Source organism: Pseudomonas sp. CFBP 13602 (genome assembly GCF_014842725.1).
GTDB lineage: Bacteria > Pseudomonadota > Gammaproteobacteria > Pseudomonadales > Pseudomonadaceae > Aquipseudomonas > Aquipseudomonas baltica.
This window is the reverse complement of record NZ_JACYVT010000007.1, coordinates 363,767-379,827: the sequence shown is the minus strand read 5'-3', so window position 1 is coordinate 379,827 and position 16,061 is coordinate 363,767. Positions and strand designations below refer to the sequence as shown.

Here is a 16,061-nt window from a genome sequence, read left to right as displayed (position 1 = left end):
GCTCATGTGGTCGCGTACCCCTTGCTGAGGCGGCCCAAATAGCTCAGCAGCGTCACGCAGCCGATCACGGCCACCAGGAACACCAGTGAGATGGCTGCAGCGTATGGCCAGTTCTGCAGGGCCGACGCCTGCTGGTAGATGTACATCGGCATGAACAGCATCTGCCCGCCACCTACCAGAGACTGCGTGATGAAGGCGGTGATGGTCGCCGAGAAGGTCAGCAGGCTGCCGGCGATGATGCCTGGCAGCGACAGCGGCACGGTGATCCGCCGGAAGGTGCGCCAGGCATTGGCGCCCAAGGCGGCGGAGGCATCCTCCAGATTGCTTTCCAGGCGTTGCAAGTTAGTGATCAGGGGCAGGGTCATCAGCGGCAACTGCACATTGGCCAGGGCCCAGATCAATCCTTCGCGGGAGTAGAGCAGGCGCAGTGGCTTGTCGATCCATGCCCAGCCCAGCAGCAGTTCGTTGACGATGCCCTGGCGCCCGAGGATCACTACCCAGGCAAAGGTGCGCACCACCACGCTGGTCAGCAGGGGCATGACGATGATCATCATCAGCACCTTCTGGGTGGTCGGCGAGCTGCGCACGTAGGCCCAGGCCAGAGCGTAGCCCAGGGCCAGGCACAGCACGGTAACCTGCACGCCGAGCCACAAGGTATCGCCAAGCACGCGCAGGGCCAGGCCTTCGCCGAAGATCTTCGCGTATTGCGCTACGCCCCAGACGCTGACGGCGGTGTCGTCGTGCAGGCTGACCAGCACCAGCAACAACAGCGGCGTGATGAAGAACAGCACGAAGAATGCTGCCAACGGCAGGCCGTAGCGCAGGCTGTACACGGTGACGTCATGGTTTCGGGCGCTCACGTGCCGCACTCCTCACAGCGGGAAGGGATGGCTTCAGGCATGGGTCAGACCTGGATGTCCTTGTTGAAGCGCTCGATCCAGGCCGCCCGGTTCGGATTGATCACCTTCCAGTCCTGAAAGCGAAACCGCGACTTCATTTCTGCCTGATCCTTGGCCAGTGATTCGGCTATCTCGCCAGACATCTTCACCTGCATGTTGGTCGGCACTACCAGGTAGGGCGCTTCCATCAGCTGCGATTGCACCTGGGGCGACATCGACGCCTCGATCAAGGCGAAAGCCAGATCGCGATTCGGTGAGTTCTTGACGATATGGATACTGGTCTTGAACGCGATCGCGCCTTCCTTGGGCGCCACCCATTCCACCGGTACGCCACGGGCCTTGAGGATCTGGATGGCGTTGAAGTTGCCTGGGCTGATGTCGATCTGGCCTTGCTGGAACAGCGACGCCAGTTGACCGGGGTTGGCGGCGACGGCGGCCAGGTTGGGCTTGAGTTTGGCCAGCAGTTCAAAGGCCGGTTCGATGTTGCTGTCCGAGCCGCCATGCAGTTTGGCCAGTTCGACCATGAAGCCGGTGCCCAGGGAGGAGTTCATGTTGGTGATGCCTACCCGGCCCTTGTACTCGGGCTTCCACAGGTCCATCCAGGAGTCGGGAGGGGTCTGGATAGTGTCCGGGTTATAGGTCAGGCCAACGATCTGATAGAAGATGCTCGGCCCCATCGGGTCTTGGGCTTCGGGCATCAGCTGCTGGTAGTAGGCGCTGTCCGCCACCGGGTAGGGCTCGATCAAGCCCTGTTCGATGGCGGTCAGGGCAGGGCCCGGATCGTGCAGCATGACGTCGATGGGCGGATGTTCACGGGAGGCCATGACCTTGGAGATCTGGTCGACAGAGATCATCGGGTCGAGAATGATGTTTCCGTCTTTCATGTGTTCCAGCGCGGCAGGCACCAGCACAGCCTTGTGTGCTTCTTCCCAGCTGCCGGTAAACGTCGCGAACACCAGATTGCGCGCCTGGGCCATGGTCAACTGCGGGAAAAGCTGCAGTGCACCCAGGGCCAGGGCGGATTGCATGATGCGTCTGCGGGATATATCCATCGTCGATTCCTCGTGCGGGTCAGTTCAGGGCTACAGGCTGGGCGCGGTAAACGTAGTGATCGCGTGGGCGCTGATAGGCCTCAGGCTTACCTGAGTGCCGGGCTTCAATGGCTCGGCACCCAGGCCGCGTGGCGAAGCGATCTTGATCCGCTGTCCGCCGGGCGTGAGCATTTCGTGAACGATCGAAGGGCCCAGCGGCAGGCCGAGTTCGACCTGTGCGGGAAATCCGTCGCCTGCCTCCGTCAGCTCCAGATTCTCCGGACGAATGCACGCCACCACGGCGCTGCCGGGCCGGGCGTCGCGCGGCGTACGGCAGGCCAGCAGGCTGCCGTCGGCCAGGCGTATCCAGGCCGACTCCCCGGCGTAGCTTTCCAGGGTCCCGGGCAGCACGTTGGCGCTGCCGACGAAGGTATTGACGAACAGGCTGCTGGGCGAATCGTAGATTTTCGAAGGCGCGGCGAACTGCTCCAGCCGGCCGGCGTTGAGCACCGCCACGCGGTCGGCCATCGACAGCGCTTCCTCCTGGTCGTGGGTGACCATCACGCAGGTCACGCCCGACTGGCGTTGGAGCCGCTTGATCTCGATCTGCATGTCCATGCGCAGGCTTTTGTCCAAGGCCGAAAACGGTTCGTCGAGCAACAGGATGCGCGGTTCCACGGCCAATGCCCGGGCCAGCGCCACGCGCTGCTGCTGGCCACCGGAAAGCTGGCGCGGATAGCGGTCGGCCAGATGACCCAGCTGGATCATCTCGAGCATTTCATCGATGCGCTGCTTGCGCCGCGAGCGTGGCACGCCGCGCGCATCCAGACCGTAGGCGATGTTTTCGGCCACGCTCAGGTGAGGAAACAAGGCGTAGTTCTGGAACACGATGCCGATGTCGCGGTGATGCGGGGGCAGGTGGTCGATGAGCTTGCCGCCGATCACCACCTTGCCCGAGGTCTGCGGCTGGAACCCGCCGATGATGCGCAGCAGGGTGGTCTTGCCACAGCCGGAGGGGCCCAGCAGCGCCACCAGTTCGCCGGCGGCTACTTCCAGGGTGATGTGGTCGACCGCCGGAGCTGCACCGGCGTACTGATGGAAGATGTCGTCCAGGGTGAGGTCGAAACCGGCGGTGGCAGTCGTCATGCGGTGGCTCGCAGTGCTGAACTAGGTTATCTGGCTCGAAGCAATGCATGTGCCAAGCAGTGCAGAGCCGGTCATCCCACGGCTTAACTCGTTGTTTTAAATGAACCGATAGCTGGATGCGGGTTACCCCGGTATCTGGATTGTGCACAAAATAGTTAACTAAATATTGCACTGAATCAGTGCTCAATCTAATCATGTTCACCATTATGTCGCTCGCCAGCCGCCTTGACCTGCTTGCCCGCACCCGCTGTTACGGGCCCTGCGTCCGGCGGCGCGGATCTTGCTGAAACAGCGGTATCAGCCTTTCGCAGTGGAGTGACCCATGGATATTCATCGTCTCAAGGCGCAGCAGATCGCTCACCTGGTCAACACCCGTCAGCTGAGCGCGGTCGAGGTAGCGACAGCGGTGTGCGATCGTCTCGAGCGGTTGAATCCGTCGCTCAATGCGTTCATCGATTACCAGCGGGCTGACGTGCTGGCTCGAGCGCGTACCAGCGACCAGCGGGTCGCCGCCAAGCAATACCTGCCTTTGGCCGGCGTACCGTTCAGCGTCAAGGACAACCTCTGGTTGGGCGGCCGACCGGCGACTTTCGGTTCCAGGGTGTTTGCCGACTTCGTGGCGCCACGCGATTCGTGGTGCGTGCAACGCCTTGGCGAACTGGGCGGCGTGGCGCTCGGGATGACCAACTGTTCCGAGTTTGCCTGCAAGGGCATCACCACCAATCCGCTGCACGGCACCACCCGCAACCCGTGGAACCTCGAGCTGACCCCCGGCGGGTCGTCGGGCGGCGCGGTGGCTGCAGTGGCGGCCGGGTTGGGACCATTGGCCCTGGCCACCGACGCCGGCGGCTCCACCCGGCGACCGGCTGCGCACACCGGGCTGGTCGGCTTCAAGCCGAGCCTGGGTGCCGTGCCCAATCCCTGGGGGTTCGCCGACCCGAACCATCTGCTCTCGGTGATCGGCCAACTGGGACGCGATGTCGAGGACGTTGCACTCATGGCCCGCAGTTTGTTCGCCTGGTGCCCCTCCGACCCGTTGTCGCAGCCACATTTTAGCGCTCAGTCGCTAGCCCCGACGCCGCGAGCGCCGCGCTCGCTGCGCATTGCCTGGTCGCCGGATCTGGGGCTGGGCCTGCCACTGGACAGCGATGTTGCCAGTGCGATGGTTGCCGCGCTGGCAACGCTGGAGCGCGATGGCTGGTCCATCGAGCTGGCCAGCCCGCGCTGGCCTGGCGGCCTGGAAGGCTATGCGCTGCTGGGCTTGCAGCACACGGCGCTGGCTGCGCAATTCGGTGCGCTGGCGGATGAGCAGTTGCAGCAGCTGGATCCGGATATTCTGGCGCAGATAGAGCTGGGCAGAGCGTTGTCCGGGGTGCAAACCGCGCGTCTGCTAGCGTTGCGCAATGGGTTGTCGATCACCCTGGCCGCGTTTTTCGATGACTACGATCTGCTGTTGTGCCCGACCGCACCGGTAGAGGCCTGGGCCGTGGGACAGCTGGGGCCCGCCACCATCGGCGGCCAGCCGGCCGGGCCGCGCGGACATGCCGGCTATACCCCGGTGTTCAACTACTGCGGGGTACCCGCACTGTCGTTGCCCTGCGGGTTCGGCAAGCAGGGACTTCCGGTAGGCCTGCAGGTGATCGCCCCGCGCTACATGGACGGGCGCGTGCTTCAGGCCGCCGCGGAAATGGATCGCGTGCTAGGCCTGTCGTTCGAGGCGCCCATGCTGCGCAACCAAGGTATCCCCCAACCCCTGTAGCAGCGGCGCAAGCCGCGTCGGCGGCACATGCGGTTTGGCAGGCACACCGCGGTGAACCCGGACGCGGCTTGCGCCGCTGCTACAGGAGGGCCTGCAAGCCCGGTGGCAAGCCTTGGTTGGGCTTGGCGGGTGGGCGGGCGAAGCTGCCTTGGGTGGCCCGACCCGCCTGCAGGCGGTGCAACAGCTGCGCCTGGGCCACGCCGCACGACACGCCGTCCACCACCGGAACCGGCAACCGCCCGGCCAACCCACGTGCCAGCCCGGCCAACGGCGCACCGGCGAGGATCAGCACGTCGGCGCCATCTTCGTTCACCGCCAGGTGGCTCAGCTCCAGCAGGCGCTCGGCATGATCCTCCTGCACGCTGCCGGCATCGCGCAGCGGGCGGTCCAGATGGCGAATGCTGGCCAGACGGTCGAGCATGCCGTTCTGTGCCACGCACTCGCGGTACCAACTGGTGATGCGCCGGGAGATGGCGATGATCGAGATCCTCTGGCCCAACTGGGCGGCCGTCATCAGCGCCGCTTCGGTCATGCCCACCACCGGCACGTCCAGCACTTCCTTGAGTGCGAGCAGGCCCGGATCGCCGAACGCCGCCACCAGCACGGCGTCATAGCTGCCCTGACGTTCTCCGGCGATAACGGCGGCCGCGTGGGCGCCGAGCAAGGCTTCGAAGCGGGTTTCGATGTAGGCCACGCCACTGGGTGCCGTGGCCATCTGGATCTGCGTGTCCGTCGCTACGGTGCGGCGCGCTTCCGTCTCGATCAGGTCGGTGACGCTCTGGGAGATATTGGGGTTGATGATCAGCAGTCTCATGGCGACTCCGGGCGGTCGGGTGGCGTTAGCCGAAAATAGCGTGCAGGTCGACCTCGGCCTCATCTTCCAGCGACAGGTCGAGCGTGGCCTCGATATGGTCGAGGTGGCCCAGCATCAAGCCGATGGCTGCCTCGACCTCGCCCTGTTCCATGGCCTCGACGATTTCGGTGTGCTCATGGTTGGGGCAGGCAGGCACGTTGGGCGAGTCGTACAGCAGAATGATCAAGCAGGTCAGCGAAGACAGTTCGCGCATCAGTTTGATCAGCGGCGGGCTGTCGACCATCTGCGCGATCAACAGATGAAACTCGCCCGACAGGCGAATGACCGCGCGTTTGTCGCCTGTCTCGCGCGCGGCGCGTTCTTCGGCCACATGGGCGTGCAGGCGACGAAACTGCTGGCTGTCGGCCTTGGCCACCAGGCTGCGGATGAGCGCGGGCTCGAGAATGCGCCTGGCCTGGAAAATATGCCGGGCTTCTTCCACCGAGGGGCTGGCGATGAAGGCACCGCGATTGGGGATGGTGGTGACGATCCCTTCGTGGGCCAACCGCGCGAGCACCTCGCGGATGCGTGTGCGATTGACCTGGAACACCCCGGCCAACTTCTCTTCCACCAGCTTGGTGCCGGGGATCAGGCGATGTTCCATCACGGCGTTGAGGATGCGCTCGTAGATGCCATCGCGGGTACTGCCGGTGCCCAGGATCTGCCCGGTACTGCGGGCCTTGCGAGGTGCAGGAGAAAGTGTTTCCGAGTTGAGCACGTGCGCGATCCTCGTCAGCCTGATTACGGTCAATGGTGGATTGTCACAAAATGGTGAGCGATTGTCCAAGCATGCACCGTCGCAACTCACTCGCCGCCACGGACTGCTTTATTGAGCCTGCTCATCTCGTCACCACGGGAGCCGCCGCCGAATGTGAAAGCGCCACCGCGCGATCACACAAGCCCCGCCGTACAGGGCCTGGACCCCATAGGCGCCCATGGAAAACCATGCGGTTTTCAAGCGGTGCCACAAACATGGCATAGCCGTTGCAAACTCTTTGCCACAAAGCCTCAGCCTTTAGTGACAATTGGAGAAGCCCGATGCCAGCTATTCGTTCGTCCACTACCTTGCTCAAGCGTGCCTTTTCGGCCTTGGTGTTGAGCCTCGGCATGATGGCCATGTCCCACGCCGACGAAGCCAAGCCGGTCAAGCTCGGTTATGCCAAATGCGCCCACTGCACGCCGTTGTCCCTGACGCCGCAAAACGCCACCGGGGTGAAACTCGACGCCATTGCCTTCAACACCGGCAACGATGTACTCACAGCGCTGCTGTCCAAGAGCATCGACGTGGCGCAGGTCACCTACCTGCATTACGCCACGGCGCTGGACAAGGGGTTCGACGTGGTGGCCGTGTCCGGGCAGATCAACGGCGGCTCGCAGATTCTGGTGGGCAACGACCTGCCGGTGCAGCCAGGCGACTGGGTCGGCTTGAAGGCGCTCATCGACAAGTACAAGGCCGAAGACAAGCCGTTCCGGGTCGCCGCCTCGCGCGGCAATGCGCAGGATATCCATATGCGTGGGGCGTTCCTCAAGCACGGCATCGATATCAACAAGGATGTGCAATTCATCAACATCCCCAACCCGTCTGACCACGTGCAGGCACTGCGCCGCGGCGAAGTGGAGCTGATCACTTCGGTGGACCCGTTCGCCACCCAGATCCGCGAGGTCAAGGCGGCCAAGTTCTTCGACTTTCCCTACGACCAGGCGGCTGGCAAGTTGACCAACCTGATCGTTACCCGCTCCGATGTGATCGAGGACAACCGCAAGGGCGTCGAGGAAACCGTGCGTTCCATCGTCAAGGTCAATGACCTGATGGCCAACGACAAGCCGCTGTTCATCGACACCATCCAGAAAGTCACCGGCCTGGACAAGGCCATCGCCACCGGCGCAGTCGACAACCTCTACCCCGACTACGCCATGCACCGCGCTTCTGCCGTAGCCATTGCGCAAATGATGCGCGACCTCAAGTACATCAGCACCGATGTCAGCGAGCAGGTAGAGAAGAACTTGGACTACAGCTTTCTGGAAGCGGTGACCGGCAAGCCGAAAACCGAGCTGGGGTATTGAGATGAAAAGTACCGCCATCAAGGCGCACGGGGTCGGGCGAGGGCATGGCCCGTCCCTGGCCCGGCGCCTGTACAAGCGCATCGAACGCGGCATCGTGCCGGTGTTGCTGCTGGTCGGCTGGGAGATCTTTTCCCGCTCCGGGATTTTGCCGCGCGCGCTCCTGCCGGCGCCGTCCCAAGTCATCATCGCCTGGGCAGACTGGGTCTTTGCCACCGATGGCAATACGCAAAGCTACAGCGGCCACTGGATTCTCGATGTGGCGGCCAGTTCGTTCCGGGTGTTCGCAGGCTTTGCCCTGGCCGCCTTGCTGGGCATCGGCGCGGGCATGGCCATCGGTTGGTCGCGCACCGCAGAAAACCTGTTCGAGCCGGTGCTGCAGATTCTGCGACCGATCCCACCGGTGTCCTGGATTCCCCTGGCGATCATCTGGTTCGGCATTGCCGACAAGCCGGCGATCTTCCTGGTGTTCATGGGCGCATTCTTCCCGGTGCTGTTGAGCACCATTCACGGCGTCAAGAACTGTGACCGCAACCTGTTGCGGGCAGGCGCCATGACCGGTGGTACGCCAAGCAGACTATTGCTCTACATCGTCTTCCCGGCGGCGCTGCCGAGCATCTTCTCCGGCCTGCGCATCGCCATCGGCTCGGCGTGGATGCTCACCGTCACCGCGGAAATGGTCGCAGTGAAAAGCGGCGTCGGCTATGTGCTGTGGGATTCCTATTATTTCCTGCGTTACGACATCGTCATCGCTTCCATGGTCAGCATCGGCCTGCTGGGTTTTCTCAGCGACTATGCGATCAAGCGCGTGGGCGCATACCTGTTGCGCTGGCAGCGCGGTTCCACTTTGCAGAAGGAGGGCTGAGGCATGGCACTGATTACCATCGACCGCGTCTCGCGCGTGTTCGAAGACCCCAAGCGACCCACCGGCATCGTGGCCCTGGACGATGTCAGCCTGACCGTGGCACGCAACGAATTTCTCTGCCTGCTGGGCCCCAGTGGCTGCGGCAAGTCGACCCTGCTGAACATGATCGCCGGCTTCGACCACCCCACCCAGGGCACGGTCAGCGTCGGCGGGCAGTCGATCACCGCACCCGGGGCCGATCGTGGCGTGGTGTTCCAGCAGGCCAACCTGATGCCTTGGTTGCCGGTCTGGGAGAACGTTGCGTTCCACTTGAAGATGCGCGGTGTGGGCAAGGAGATACGCCGGGAGAAGGCGCAGAAATTCATCGAAATGGTGGGCCTGGCCGGCTTCGAGAATCACTTCCCCAGCGAGCTGTCCGGCGGCATGAATCAGCGTGTGGGTATTGCCCGAGCCTTGCTGATGAACCCTGAGGTGATCCTCATGGACGAGCCCTTCGGTGCGTTGGACGAGCAGACCAAGATGGACATGCACGCCGAGCTGATCCGGATCTGGCGCGAAAGTCAGAGCACCATCGTGTTCGTCACCCATGGTATCGATGAGTCGCTGGCCCTGGGTACCCATGTCGCCGTGATGTCGGCACGTCCGGGACGCATTCGCGAGCTGCTGCCGATCGAGCTCGAACGTCCGCGCGACCCGACCAGCAAGGCCTTCAATGACTACAAGCGGCATATCCTGTCGCTGCTGCGGCCGGAACCTGTGCGGGAAAGCGCCTGAGATGAAGACGCTGATCACCGGCAGCAGTGGCTTCGTCGGCCTGGCGTTGAGCGAGCACTTGCTGATGGCGGGTGAAGAAGTGATCGGTTTCGACCTGGGGCCGATTCCAGACGCCGCGCGAGCGGTTTTCGCCGAGTTGCCGGGACGCTTCATCGAGCATCAGGGCGATGTGCGCGATGCGACCGACCTGCGTACGCTCATGGGTCGTCATCGCCCCCAGCGAGTGGTGACCCTGGCCGCCATCACCGCCGATGCCGAGCGCGAGCGATTGGCGCCCCAGGCGATCTTCGAAGTGAACGTGGGCGGGGTGCTTGCGGCCATCGGCGCGAGCGCCGAGTGCGGCGTGTCGCGGCTGGTGCACATCAGCTCGGGCTCGGTCTACGGCACCACCGGGCGTCACGCGCCGTTGCTCGACGAAGCACGTTCCGCCTTGGCCCCCGAGGGCCTGTACGGCCAATCCAAGCGCAGCGCCGAGGACGCGGCGCGGCGCCTTGCCCAACTGCATGGGTTGCCCTTGGTTATCGGCCGTCTGGGCACTTGCTTCGGGCCCTGGGAAGCCGACACCGGCGTGCGCGACACCCTCAGCGCACCGCTGCAGTTGTTGCAAGTGGCCCGCCGTGGCGGCACGGCGATCCTGGCGCGCGACAGCCTGCGCGACTGGCTGTATGTCCGCGACGCCGCGCGGGCTATCGGCTGCCTGCTGGACCAGCCGCAGTGGCGATATCCCCTCTATAACCTGGCGGCGGGTTTCCAATGGCCGCTCAGTCAATGGTGCACGCGCCTGGCCACACGCTTCCCGGACTTCCGCTGGCGTCTGGCGGCGCCGGGTGAAACACCGAACATCGAGCTGTACGCCGACTACGACCGGGCGAGCATGGCGCTCGACCGTCTGCGCGAAGACTGCGGTTTCGTTCCGCGATTCGACATCGACGCTGCCGATCACGACTTTCATCACTGGCTTGCCCACGTGGCAGGCCCCCAGACAACGGTGAACCCATGACCCCCACCCCTTTGGCTAACTCATCGAGCATGGCGGGCCAGGTGTGCATCGTCACCGGTGCGGCCTCCGGCATCGGCCGCGCCATTGCCTGGCACCTGGCAAGCCACGGTGCCTGCGTGGTCATCGCCGATGTCACCACGGCTGTCATCGAGGGCGGCGAGCCAACCGCCGACCTGATTCGCGCCGCTGGCTACCAGGCCCTGTTCGTGCAGACCGACGTCGCCGACAGCGCGCAGGTCGAGACGCTGTTCGCTACCACGGTGGCGCGCTTCGGGCGCCTCGATGTGCTGGTCAACAACGCCTGCATCCGCCACGCCCGGCCCTTGCTCGAGCTCGACGAGGCCGACTGGCAGCGTGTCCTGGACGTCAATCTGGGGGGTGTCTACCGCTGTTGCCGGGCTGCCGTGCGGCAAATGGCCGGCCAGGCGCTGGTCGGCGAAACCCGCGGGCGCATCGTCAACCTGTCTTCGCAACACGGCATGATTGCCGCACCCCAGGACTTGGCCTATGGCGTGAGCAAGGCGGCTGTGGATTACCTCACCCGGCAGGTCGCCAGCGACTATGCCGAGCAGCGCATCGTCTGCAACGCGGTGGCGCCCGGCAAGATCCAGACCGGCGCCGGTGGCCGGGCGGTCGACCCGGCGGTGATGGAGCGGGCCACGCGGCGTACCCCTTGGCCGCGGTTGGGCCATCCCGACGATGTCGCCAAGGCCGTGCTGTTTCTGGCCAGCGCCGAGGCCAGCTTCATCACCGGCACCACGTTGATGGTGGACGGCGGGTGGATGGCTGCATGATCGACAACCCACTGGATCTACTGATTACCGGCGCCGTGCTGCTGGACCCGGTCGACGGCCTTGCGCAGTCCGCAAGCCTGGGCATCCGTGGCCAACGCATCGCCCACGTCGGGCCTGCCGACCAGCCTGCGCCCAAAGCCGTGCGGCATCTGCACCTGCCGGGCCGGGTGGTGGTGCCCGGCTTCGTCAATACCCATTACCATGCCGGCCTGAATTTCGTCCGGGGGGTGGCGCCGGACTGCGGCTTCGCGCCGTCCTACACCCCCGGCCTGCCACAGGCTTCATGGCTCAGCCCGGAAGAAGCACTGGCGTTGTCCCGCCTTGGTGCACTCGAAGCGCTGCGGGCGGGTTGCACCACGCTTGTGGACAGCTTCGTGCATGCCGAGCACACCGTGGCAGGCATGGCCGAAACAGGTGTGCGCCTGTTCGCCAGCCAACGTCTGGCCGATGTCGATTTCGCCTCGGTGCTGCAAGGCACGCGGCGCTTCGACCTGAAGCGTGGCCTGGCCCAGCTGGACCACGCCGAGGCCTTCGTCGAACGCTGGGCAGGGCAAGCCGACGGACGTATCCAGGCCCACCTGACCGCTCACGCGCCCGACACCTGCTCGCTGGACTTCCTGCGCCAGATCGATGCCTTGGCCCGCCGCCATAATCTGCAGATCAGCACGCACCTGGCGCAAAGCCAGGACGAACTGGATTGGGTGCGCGCCACCCATGGCCGCTCGCCGGTGCAACTGCTCGATGAGCTGGGGATGCTCGATTCGCGCCTGCTGGCCGGTCACTGCATTCACGTGGATGACGAGGACATCGCCCGCATCGGCGCCTCCGGTGCCCATGTCGTGCACATCCCGGTCGGCAACGCCATGTCCGGACGGGTAGCGCCGACGCGTCGCCTGCTGCAGGCCGGCGCGCGCCTGTGCCTGGCGACCGACACCATGCACGGCGACATGATCGAGGTGATGCGCTGGGCGCTGGCGGTAGGGCGGTTGAGTGCCGGGCGGGTGGCCGACGACTGGCAACCACGCGACGTGCTGCGCATGGCCACCGTCAACGGCGCCGCGGCGCTGGGTTGGGGCGACCATCTGGGTCGATTGGCGGTCGGCCAGTTGGCTGACCTGGCCATCCTCGACTATCGACAGCTCCACCTCACTCCCTGTATCGATGCGCTGGGCAGTTTGGTGCACAACGCCACCGGAGCCGACGTCGAAACCGTGATCGTTGACGGTCGGGTGGTGATCGACCAAGGCCGCTCGACTCAGGTCGACGAAGCCTGTGTACGTGCCGCAGCCGACACCGTGTGCCGCGACCTGTGGCAACGTTGTGAAAACCCTCTGCGCGCCTATCCTTCCTCGCACGCGATCACTGGAGGTCCAGCATGACCCGCCGTATTCGCCTGGGCGTGCTTACGCCTTCCTCGAACACTGCACTGGAGCCGCTGACCCAGGCGTTGATAGCCAACCTCCCGGAAGTCAGCGTGCATTTCTCACGCTTCAGTGTCACCCAGATCGCCCTCAGCGCCGACGCGCTGGGCCAGTTCCAGCGCGAGCGGATTCTGGACGCGGCGCGCTTGCTGGCCGATGCCCATGTCGATGTCATCGGCTGGAGCGGTACCTCTGCCGGATGGCTGGGTTTCGATACCGACGTGGCGCTGTGCCAGGCCATTACCGAGGCCACGGCGATACCGGCGACGACCTCGGTGCTGGCACTGAACAAGGCGCTGCACCGCTTCGGCATTCGCCGCCTGGGCCTGGTCTCGCCGTATCTGGCGGATGTGCAGGCAAGGATCGTTGCCAATTATGCCGCTCTGGGTATCGATGCCAGCGCCGAAAGCCACCTGTCGCTGCAGGACAATTTTTCCTTTGCCGAAGTGGACGAAGCTATCCTGGATCGTCAGGTGGCCGAGGTGGTCGCGGCCGGTGCCGAGGCCATCTCCACCTTCTGCACCAACCTGCACGCCGCCCACCGCGCCGAGTCCTGGGAGCGCCAGCACGGGGTACCGGTGTTCGACACGGTGACGACGGTGCTCTGGGACATGTTGAACATGACCGGCGTGGACACACGTCGCTTGACCGGCTGGGGCCGGCTACTGCTTGAAGAGGCTTGATATGCAACCTTTCGATACGGTTATTCGCAACGCTCGCGTGGTCACTGCCGCAGACACCTTCACCAGTGACATCGGCATTCGCGACGGGCGCATCGTTGCCCTGGCCCTGGAGCTGCCTCCGGGCCTTGCGGAAATCGACGCGGCCGGCCGGCACGTGACCCCGGGCGGCATCGACAGCCATGTGCACCTGGACCAACCCACCGGCGACGGCTCGGTCATGGCCGACGACTTTTTCAGCGGCACGGTGTCGGCGGCCTGCGGCGGGACCACCACGGTGATTCCTTTCGCCTGTCAGCAGAAGGGTGAAACCCTGCGTGCAGCAGTGGATGACTACCATCGCCGGGCAGGCAACAAGCCGGTGATCGACTACGCCTTTCACCTGATCGTCACCGACCCCACGCCGCAGGTCCTGCGTGAGGAATTGCCGGCACTGATCGCCGAGGGCTATACCTCGTTCAAGATCTACATGACCTACGACGCGCTGAAACTGGGCGATCGAGAGATTCTCGAAACCCTGTCCGTGGCCCGCCGCGAAGGCGCCATGGTCATGTTGCATGCCGAGAACAGCGACTGCATCGCCTGGCTCACCGAGCGGCTGCTGGCGGCCGGGCTCAGCGCGCCGCGCTACCACGCCAGCTCGCGACCGATGCTGGTGGAACGCGAGGCCACGCACCGGGCCATTGCCTTGGCCGAACTGGTGGATGTGCCCATCCTCATCGTCCACGTGTCGGGTCGCGAGGCCGTGGAGCAGATTCGCTGGGCGCAGAACCACGGCTTGAAGGTGTATGCCGAAACCTGCCCGCAATACCTGTTTCTGACCGCCGACTCGCTGGGCTGCGACGACAGCTTCGAAGGCGCCAAATGCATCTGCAGCCCACCGCCTCGGGACGCTGCAAACCAGCAGGTGATCTGGGACGGGCTGGAAAACGGTTCGTTCGAGATCTTCTCGTCCGACCACGCGCCGTTTCGTTACGACGGCCCCGATGGCAAGAAGGCCCACGGCGAAGACGTGTCGTTCGACCAGATCGCCAACGGCATTCCCGGTGTGGAAACACGCATGGCGCTGTTGTGGTCCGAAGGCGTGCGCACCGGGCGCATCACGGCGCAAAGTTTCGTCGCGCTGACGTCGACCAACGCTGCGAAGATGTACGGGCTGTACCCGCGCAAGGGCAGTATCGCCATCGGCGCCGATGCCGATCTGGTGATCTGGGACGAAGGGCAGCCGGTGTCGATCAGCAACGAGATGTTGCACCACAACGTCGACTACACCCCTTACGCCGGCATGCAGCTGAGCGCCTGGCCGGCCATCACCCTGTCGCGCGGCGAGGTGGTATGGGACGGTGAGCCTCGGGGCGAAGCGGGGCGGGGCCAGTTTTTGCCCTGCGAGCGTCCGGCACCGGCGCAGGTGCGTCGGCGCAACACCGAGTTGCCGCTGTGAGCGCGGTCGAGCAGGTGGCGCAGCGGCTCATTCGCGCCTGGCGCGAGGGTCGGCGGCAGCCGGTCGAAGGTTTGCGTCTGGACAGCGAGGCGCAGGCGTATGACGTGCAGCGGCGGGTGGCCGAGGCGATGGGCTGGTTCGCCCACGCGCCCGCGCGGGCCTGGAAACTGGGCGGTGCGCCGGGCAGCCTCATCAGTGCGGCAGGCGTGCCGGCCGGTACCGTACGCGCATCCGGGTGGCAGGTGCCGCCCGGGCACTGCCACGCGTTGGGTATCGAAGGCGAGCTGTTCGTGCGCTTGTCCCGGGATCTGGACGAACACACCGACCTGGCCGCCGCCTACGCGGCCATCGACGCCTGGATGCCGGGCATCGAGTTGTGCGATACGCGCTGGGTCGACGGCATCCAGGCCGATGCCCTGCTGCGACTGGCCGACCAGCAGCTCAACCGTGAGTTGATCGTTGGCCTGCCTGTAACGCTGGCGGCCGTCCCCGACTGGTCGGCCCAGGCCGCCACGCTGCACGTCGACGGCGAACAAGTGGTACGTGGGCTGGGTAGCCACCCGTTCCGCGAACCGTTGAACTCCCTGCCGTGGCTGGCGCGACACGCTGTCGCACGGGGCAACCCGCTGCGCGCAGGCGATCTGATCGCCACCGGAAGCTGGACCGGCATCCACTGGGCGCCCCCAGGCGCCAGCATCGAAGTCGACTTCCCCGGCATCGGCACCGTAACCCTCGCCACCTGACCCACCGCGTTGCGCCCTTCGCGGCCACGGACCGCTCCTACAGTGGTCATGCGCTGCCACGGGGATCGAGCACCATCTCCCGTAGGAGCGGTCATCGGCCGCGAAAGGTGCGCCGCGGTATGTTTGCCGCCTGCGCTGGCCCTTTCGCGGCCACGGACNAGCGGTCATCGGCCGCGAAAGGTGCGCCGCGGTGCGCTTGCCGCCTGCGCTGGCCCCTTCGCGGCCACGGACTGCTCCTACAGTGGTCATGCGCTGCCACGGGGATCGAGCGCCATCTCCCGTAGGAGCGGTCATCGGCCGCGAAAGGTGCGCCGCGGTGTGCTTGCCGCCTGCGCTGGCCCCTTCGCGGCCACGGACTGCTCCTACAGTGGTCATGCGCTGCCACGGGGATCGAGCGCCATCTCCCGTAGGAGCGGTCATCGGCCGCGAAAGGTGCGCCGCGCTATGCTTGCCGCCTGCGCTGGCCCCTTCGCGGCCATGGACTGCTCCTACAGTGGTCATGTGCTGCCACGGGGATCGAGCGCCATCTCCCGTAGGAGCGGTCATTGGCCGCGAAAGTTGCGCCGCGCTATGCTTGCCGCCTGCGCTGGCCCC

The 16,061-nt window shown here is 65.1% G+C and carries 15 protein-coding genes; 10 read left to right on the top strand and 5 right to left on the bottom strand.

Annotation, left to right across the window (positions count from 1 at the left end; all coding sequences use genetic code 11):
- Positions 1-2: 2 nt before the first annotated feature.
- From IFU31_RS16855 to IFU31_RS16845, 3 genes are read right to left on the bottom strand one after another with little or no spacing between them, the layout of a single operon-like run.
- Positions 3-860, bottom strand: coding sequence for an ABC transporter permease subunit (locus IFU31_RS16855; protein WP_192103838.1), 858 nt, complete (start codon positions 858-860; stop codon positions 3-5).
- A gap of 44 nt (positions 861-904) precedes the next feature.
- Entirely contained in the window at positions 905-1,951 is a 1,047-nt protein-coding gene (locus tag IFU31_RS16850; protein ID WP_185793847.1) for an ABC transporter substrate-binding protein, read from the bottom strand.
- Between the two features lie 30 nt (positions 1,952-1,981).
- Positions 1,982-3,076 carry an ABC transporter ATP-binding protein gene (locus IFU31_RS16845; RefSeq protein WP_192103830.1) on the bottom strand — a complete coding sequence of 365 codons (1,095 nt, stop codon included), beginning with the start codon at positions 3,074-3,076 and terminating at the stop codon, positions 1,982-1,984.
- A 322-nt stretch (positions 3,077-3,398) separates the two neighbouring features.
- Between IFU31_RS16845 and IFU31_RS16840 the strand changes: the two genes are divergently transcribed.
- Positions 3,399-4,835: an amidase gene (locus tag IFU31_RS16840; protein WP_197979661.1), complete on the top strand. Its 1,437-nt coding sequence runs from the start codon at positions 3,399-3,401 to the stop codon at positions 4,833-4,835.
- A gap of 79 nt (positions 4,836-4,914) precedes the next feature.
- Here IFU31_RS16840 and IFU31_RS16835 read toward each other — a convergent pair whose 3' ends face one another.
- Entirely contained in the window at positions 4,915-5,649 is a 735-nt protein-coding gene (locus IFU31_RS16835) for an aspartate/glutamate racemase family protein (protein ID WP_192103828.1), read from the bottom strand.
- A 25-nt stretch (positions 5,650-5,674) separates the two neighbouring features.
- Positions 5,675-6,406 (bottom strand): GntR family transcriptional regulator, encoded by a 732-nt coding sequence (locus IFU31_RS16830; protein WP_192103825.1) that lies wholly within the window; start codon positions 6,404-6,406, stop codon positions 5,675-5,677.
- A gap of 320 nt (positions 6,407-6,726) precedes the next feature.
- Between IFU31_RS16830 and IFU31_RS16825 the strand changes: the two genes are divergently transcribed.
- From IFU31_RS16825 to IFU31_RS16785, 9 genes are read left to right on the top strand one after another with little or no spacing between them, the layout of a single operon-like run.
- Complete coding sequence (locus IFU31_RS16825; RefSeq protein WP_192103824.1) at positions 6,727-7,752, top strand: ABC transporter substrate-binding protein; 1,026 nt, start codon at positions 6,727-6,729, stop codon at positions 7,750-7,752.
- A gap of 1 nt (position 7,753) precedes the next feature.
- Positions 7,754-8,614, top strand: a complete 861-nt coding sequence (locus tag IFU31_RS16820; RefSeq protein WP_122479152.1) for an ABC transporter permease — start codon at positions 7,754-7,756, stop codon at positions 8,612-8,614.
- A gap of 3 nt (positions 8,615-8,617) precedes the next feature.
- Positions 8,618-9,388, top strand: a complete 771-nt coding sequence (locus IFU31_RS16815) for an ABC transporter ATP-binding protein (protein WP_122479151.1) — start codon at positions 8,618-8,620, stop codon at positions 9,386-9,388.
- A gap of 1 nt (position 9,389) precedes the next feature.
- Positions 9,390-10,388: an NAD-dependent epimerase/dehydratase family protein gene (locus IFU31_RS16810; protein ID WP_192103822.1), complete on the top strand. Its 999-nt coding sequence runs from the start codon at positions 9,390-9,392 to the stop codon at positions 10,386-10,388.
- Positions 10,385-11,182 (top strand): SDR family NAD(P)-dependent oxidoreductase, encoded by a 798-nt coding sequence (locus IFU31_RS16805; protein ID WP_197979660.1) that lies wholly within the window; start codon positions 10,385-10,387, stop codon positions 11,180-11,182. Before IFU31_RS16810 ends, IFU31_RS16805 begins: the two co-directional genes overlap by 4 nt.
- Entirely contained in the window at positions 11,179-12,561 is a 1,383-nt protein-coding gene (locus IFU31_RS16800) for an amidohydrolase family protein (RefSeq protein ID WP_192103820.1), read from the top strand. The genes IFU31_RS16805 and IFU31_RS16800 overlap by 4 nt, the downstream gene beginning before the upstream one ends.
- Positions 12,558-13,286: a maleate cis-trans isomerase family protein gene (locus tag IFU31_RS16795; RefSeq protein ID WP_192053935.1), complete on the top strand. Its 729-nt coding sequence runs from the start codon at positions 12,558-12,560 to the stop codon at positions 13,284-13,286. The genes IFU31_RS16800 and IFU31_RS16795 overlap by 4 nt, the downstream gene beginning before the upstream one ends.
- A gap of 1 nt (position 13,287) precedes the next feature.
- A complete protein-coding gene (gene hydA / locus IFU31_RS16790; protein ID WP_122479146.1) occupies positions 13,288-14,724 on the top strand; it encodes a dihydropyrimidinase in 1,437 nt (478 codons plus the stop codon).
- Positions 14,721-15,467 (top strand): fumarylacetoacetate hydrolase family protein, encoded by a 747-nt coding sequence (locus tag IFU31_RS16785; protein ID WP_192103818.1) that lies wholly within the window; start codon positions 14,721-14,723, stop codon positions 15,465-15,467. Before hydA ends, IFU31_RS16785 begins: the two co-directional genes overlap by 4 nt.
- Positions 15,468-16,061: the final 594 nt, after the last annotated feature.

Bases quoted from the DNA above. Each gene is read 5' to 3' on its own strand.
- hydA (WP_122479146.1), top strand. From the start codon at position 13,288: ATGCAACCTTTCGATACGGTTATTCGCAACGCTCGCGTGGTCACTGCC.
- IFU31_RS16810 (WP_192103822.1), top strand. From the start codon at position 9,390: ATGAAGACGCTGATCACCGGCAGCAGTGGCTTCGTCGGCCTGGCGTTG.
- IFU31_RS16800 (WP_192103820.1), top strand. From the start codon at position 11,179: ATGATCGACAACCCACTGGATCTACTGATTACCGGCGCCGTGCTGCTG.
- IFU31_RS16835 (WP_192103828.1), bottom strand. From the start codon at position 5,649: ATGAGACTGCTGATCATCAACCCCAATATCTCCCAGAGCGTCACCGAC.
- IFU31_RS16795 (WP_192053935.1), top strand. From the start codon at position 12,558: ATGACCCGCCGTATTCGCCTGGGCGTGCTTACGCCTTCCTCGAACACT.
- IFU31_RS16850 (WP_185793847.1), bottom strand. From the start codon at position 1,951: ATGGATATATCCCGCAGACGCATCATGCAATCCGCCCTGGCCCTGGGT.
- IFU31_RS16825 (WP_192103824.1), top strand. From the start codon at position 6,727: ATGCCAGCTATTCGTTCGTCCACTACCTTGCTCAAGCGTGCCTTTTCG.
- IFU31_RS16845 (WP_192103830.1), bottom strand. From the start codon at position 3,076: ATGACGACTGCCACCGCCGGTTTCGACCTCACCCTGGACGACATCTTC.
- IFU31_RS16820 (WP_122479152.1), top strand. From the start codon at position 7,754: ATGAAAAGTACCGCCATCAAGGCGCACGGGGTCGGGCGAGGGCATGGC.
- IFU31_RS16805 (WP_197979660.1), top strand. From the start codon at position 10,385: ATGACCCCCACCCCTTTGGCTAACTCATCGAGCATGGCGGGCCAGGTG.
- IFU31_RS16815 (WP_122479151.1), top strand. From the start codon at position 8,618: ATGGCACTGATTACCATCGACCGCGTCTCGCGCGTGTTCGAAGACCCC.
- IFU31_RS16840 (WP_197979661.1), top strand. From the start codon at position 3,399: ATGGATATTCATCGTCTCAAGGCGCAGCAGATCGCTCACCTGGTCAAC.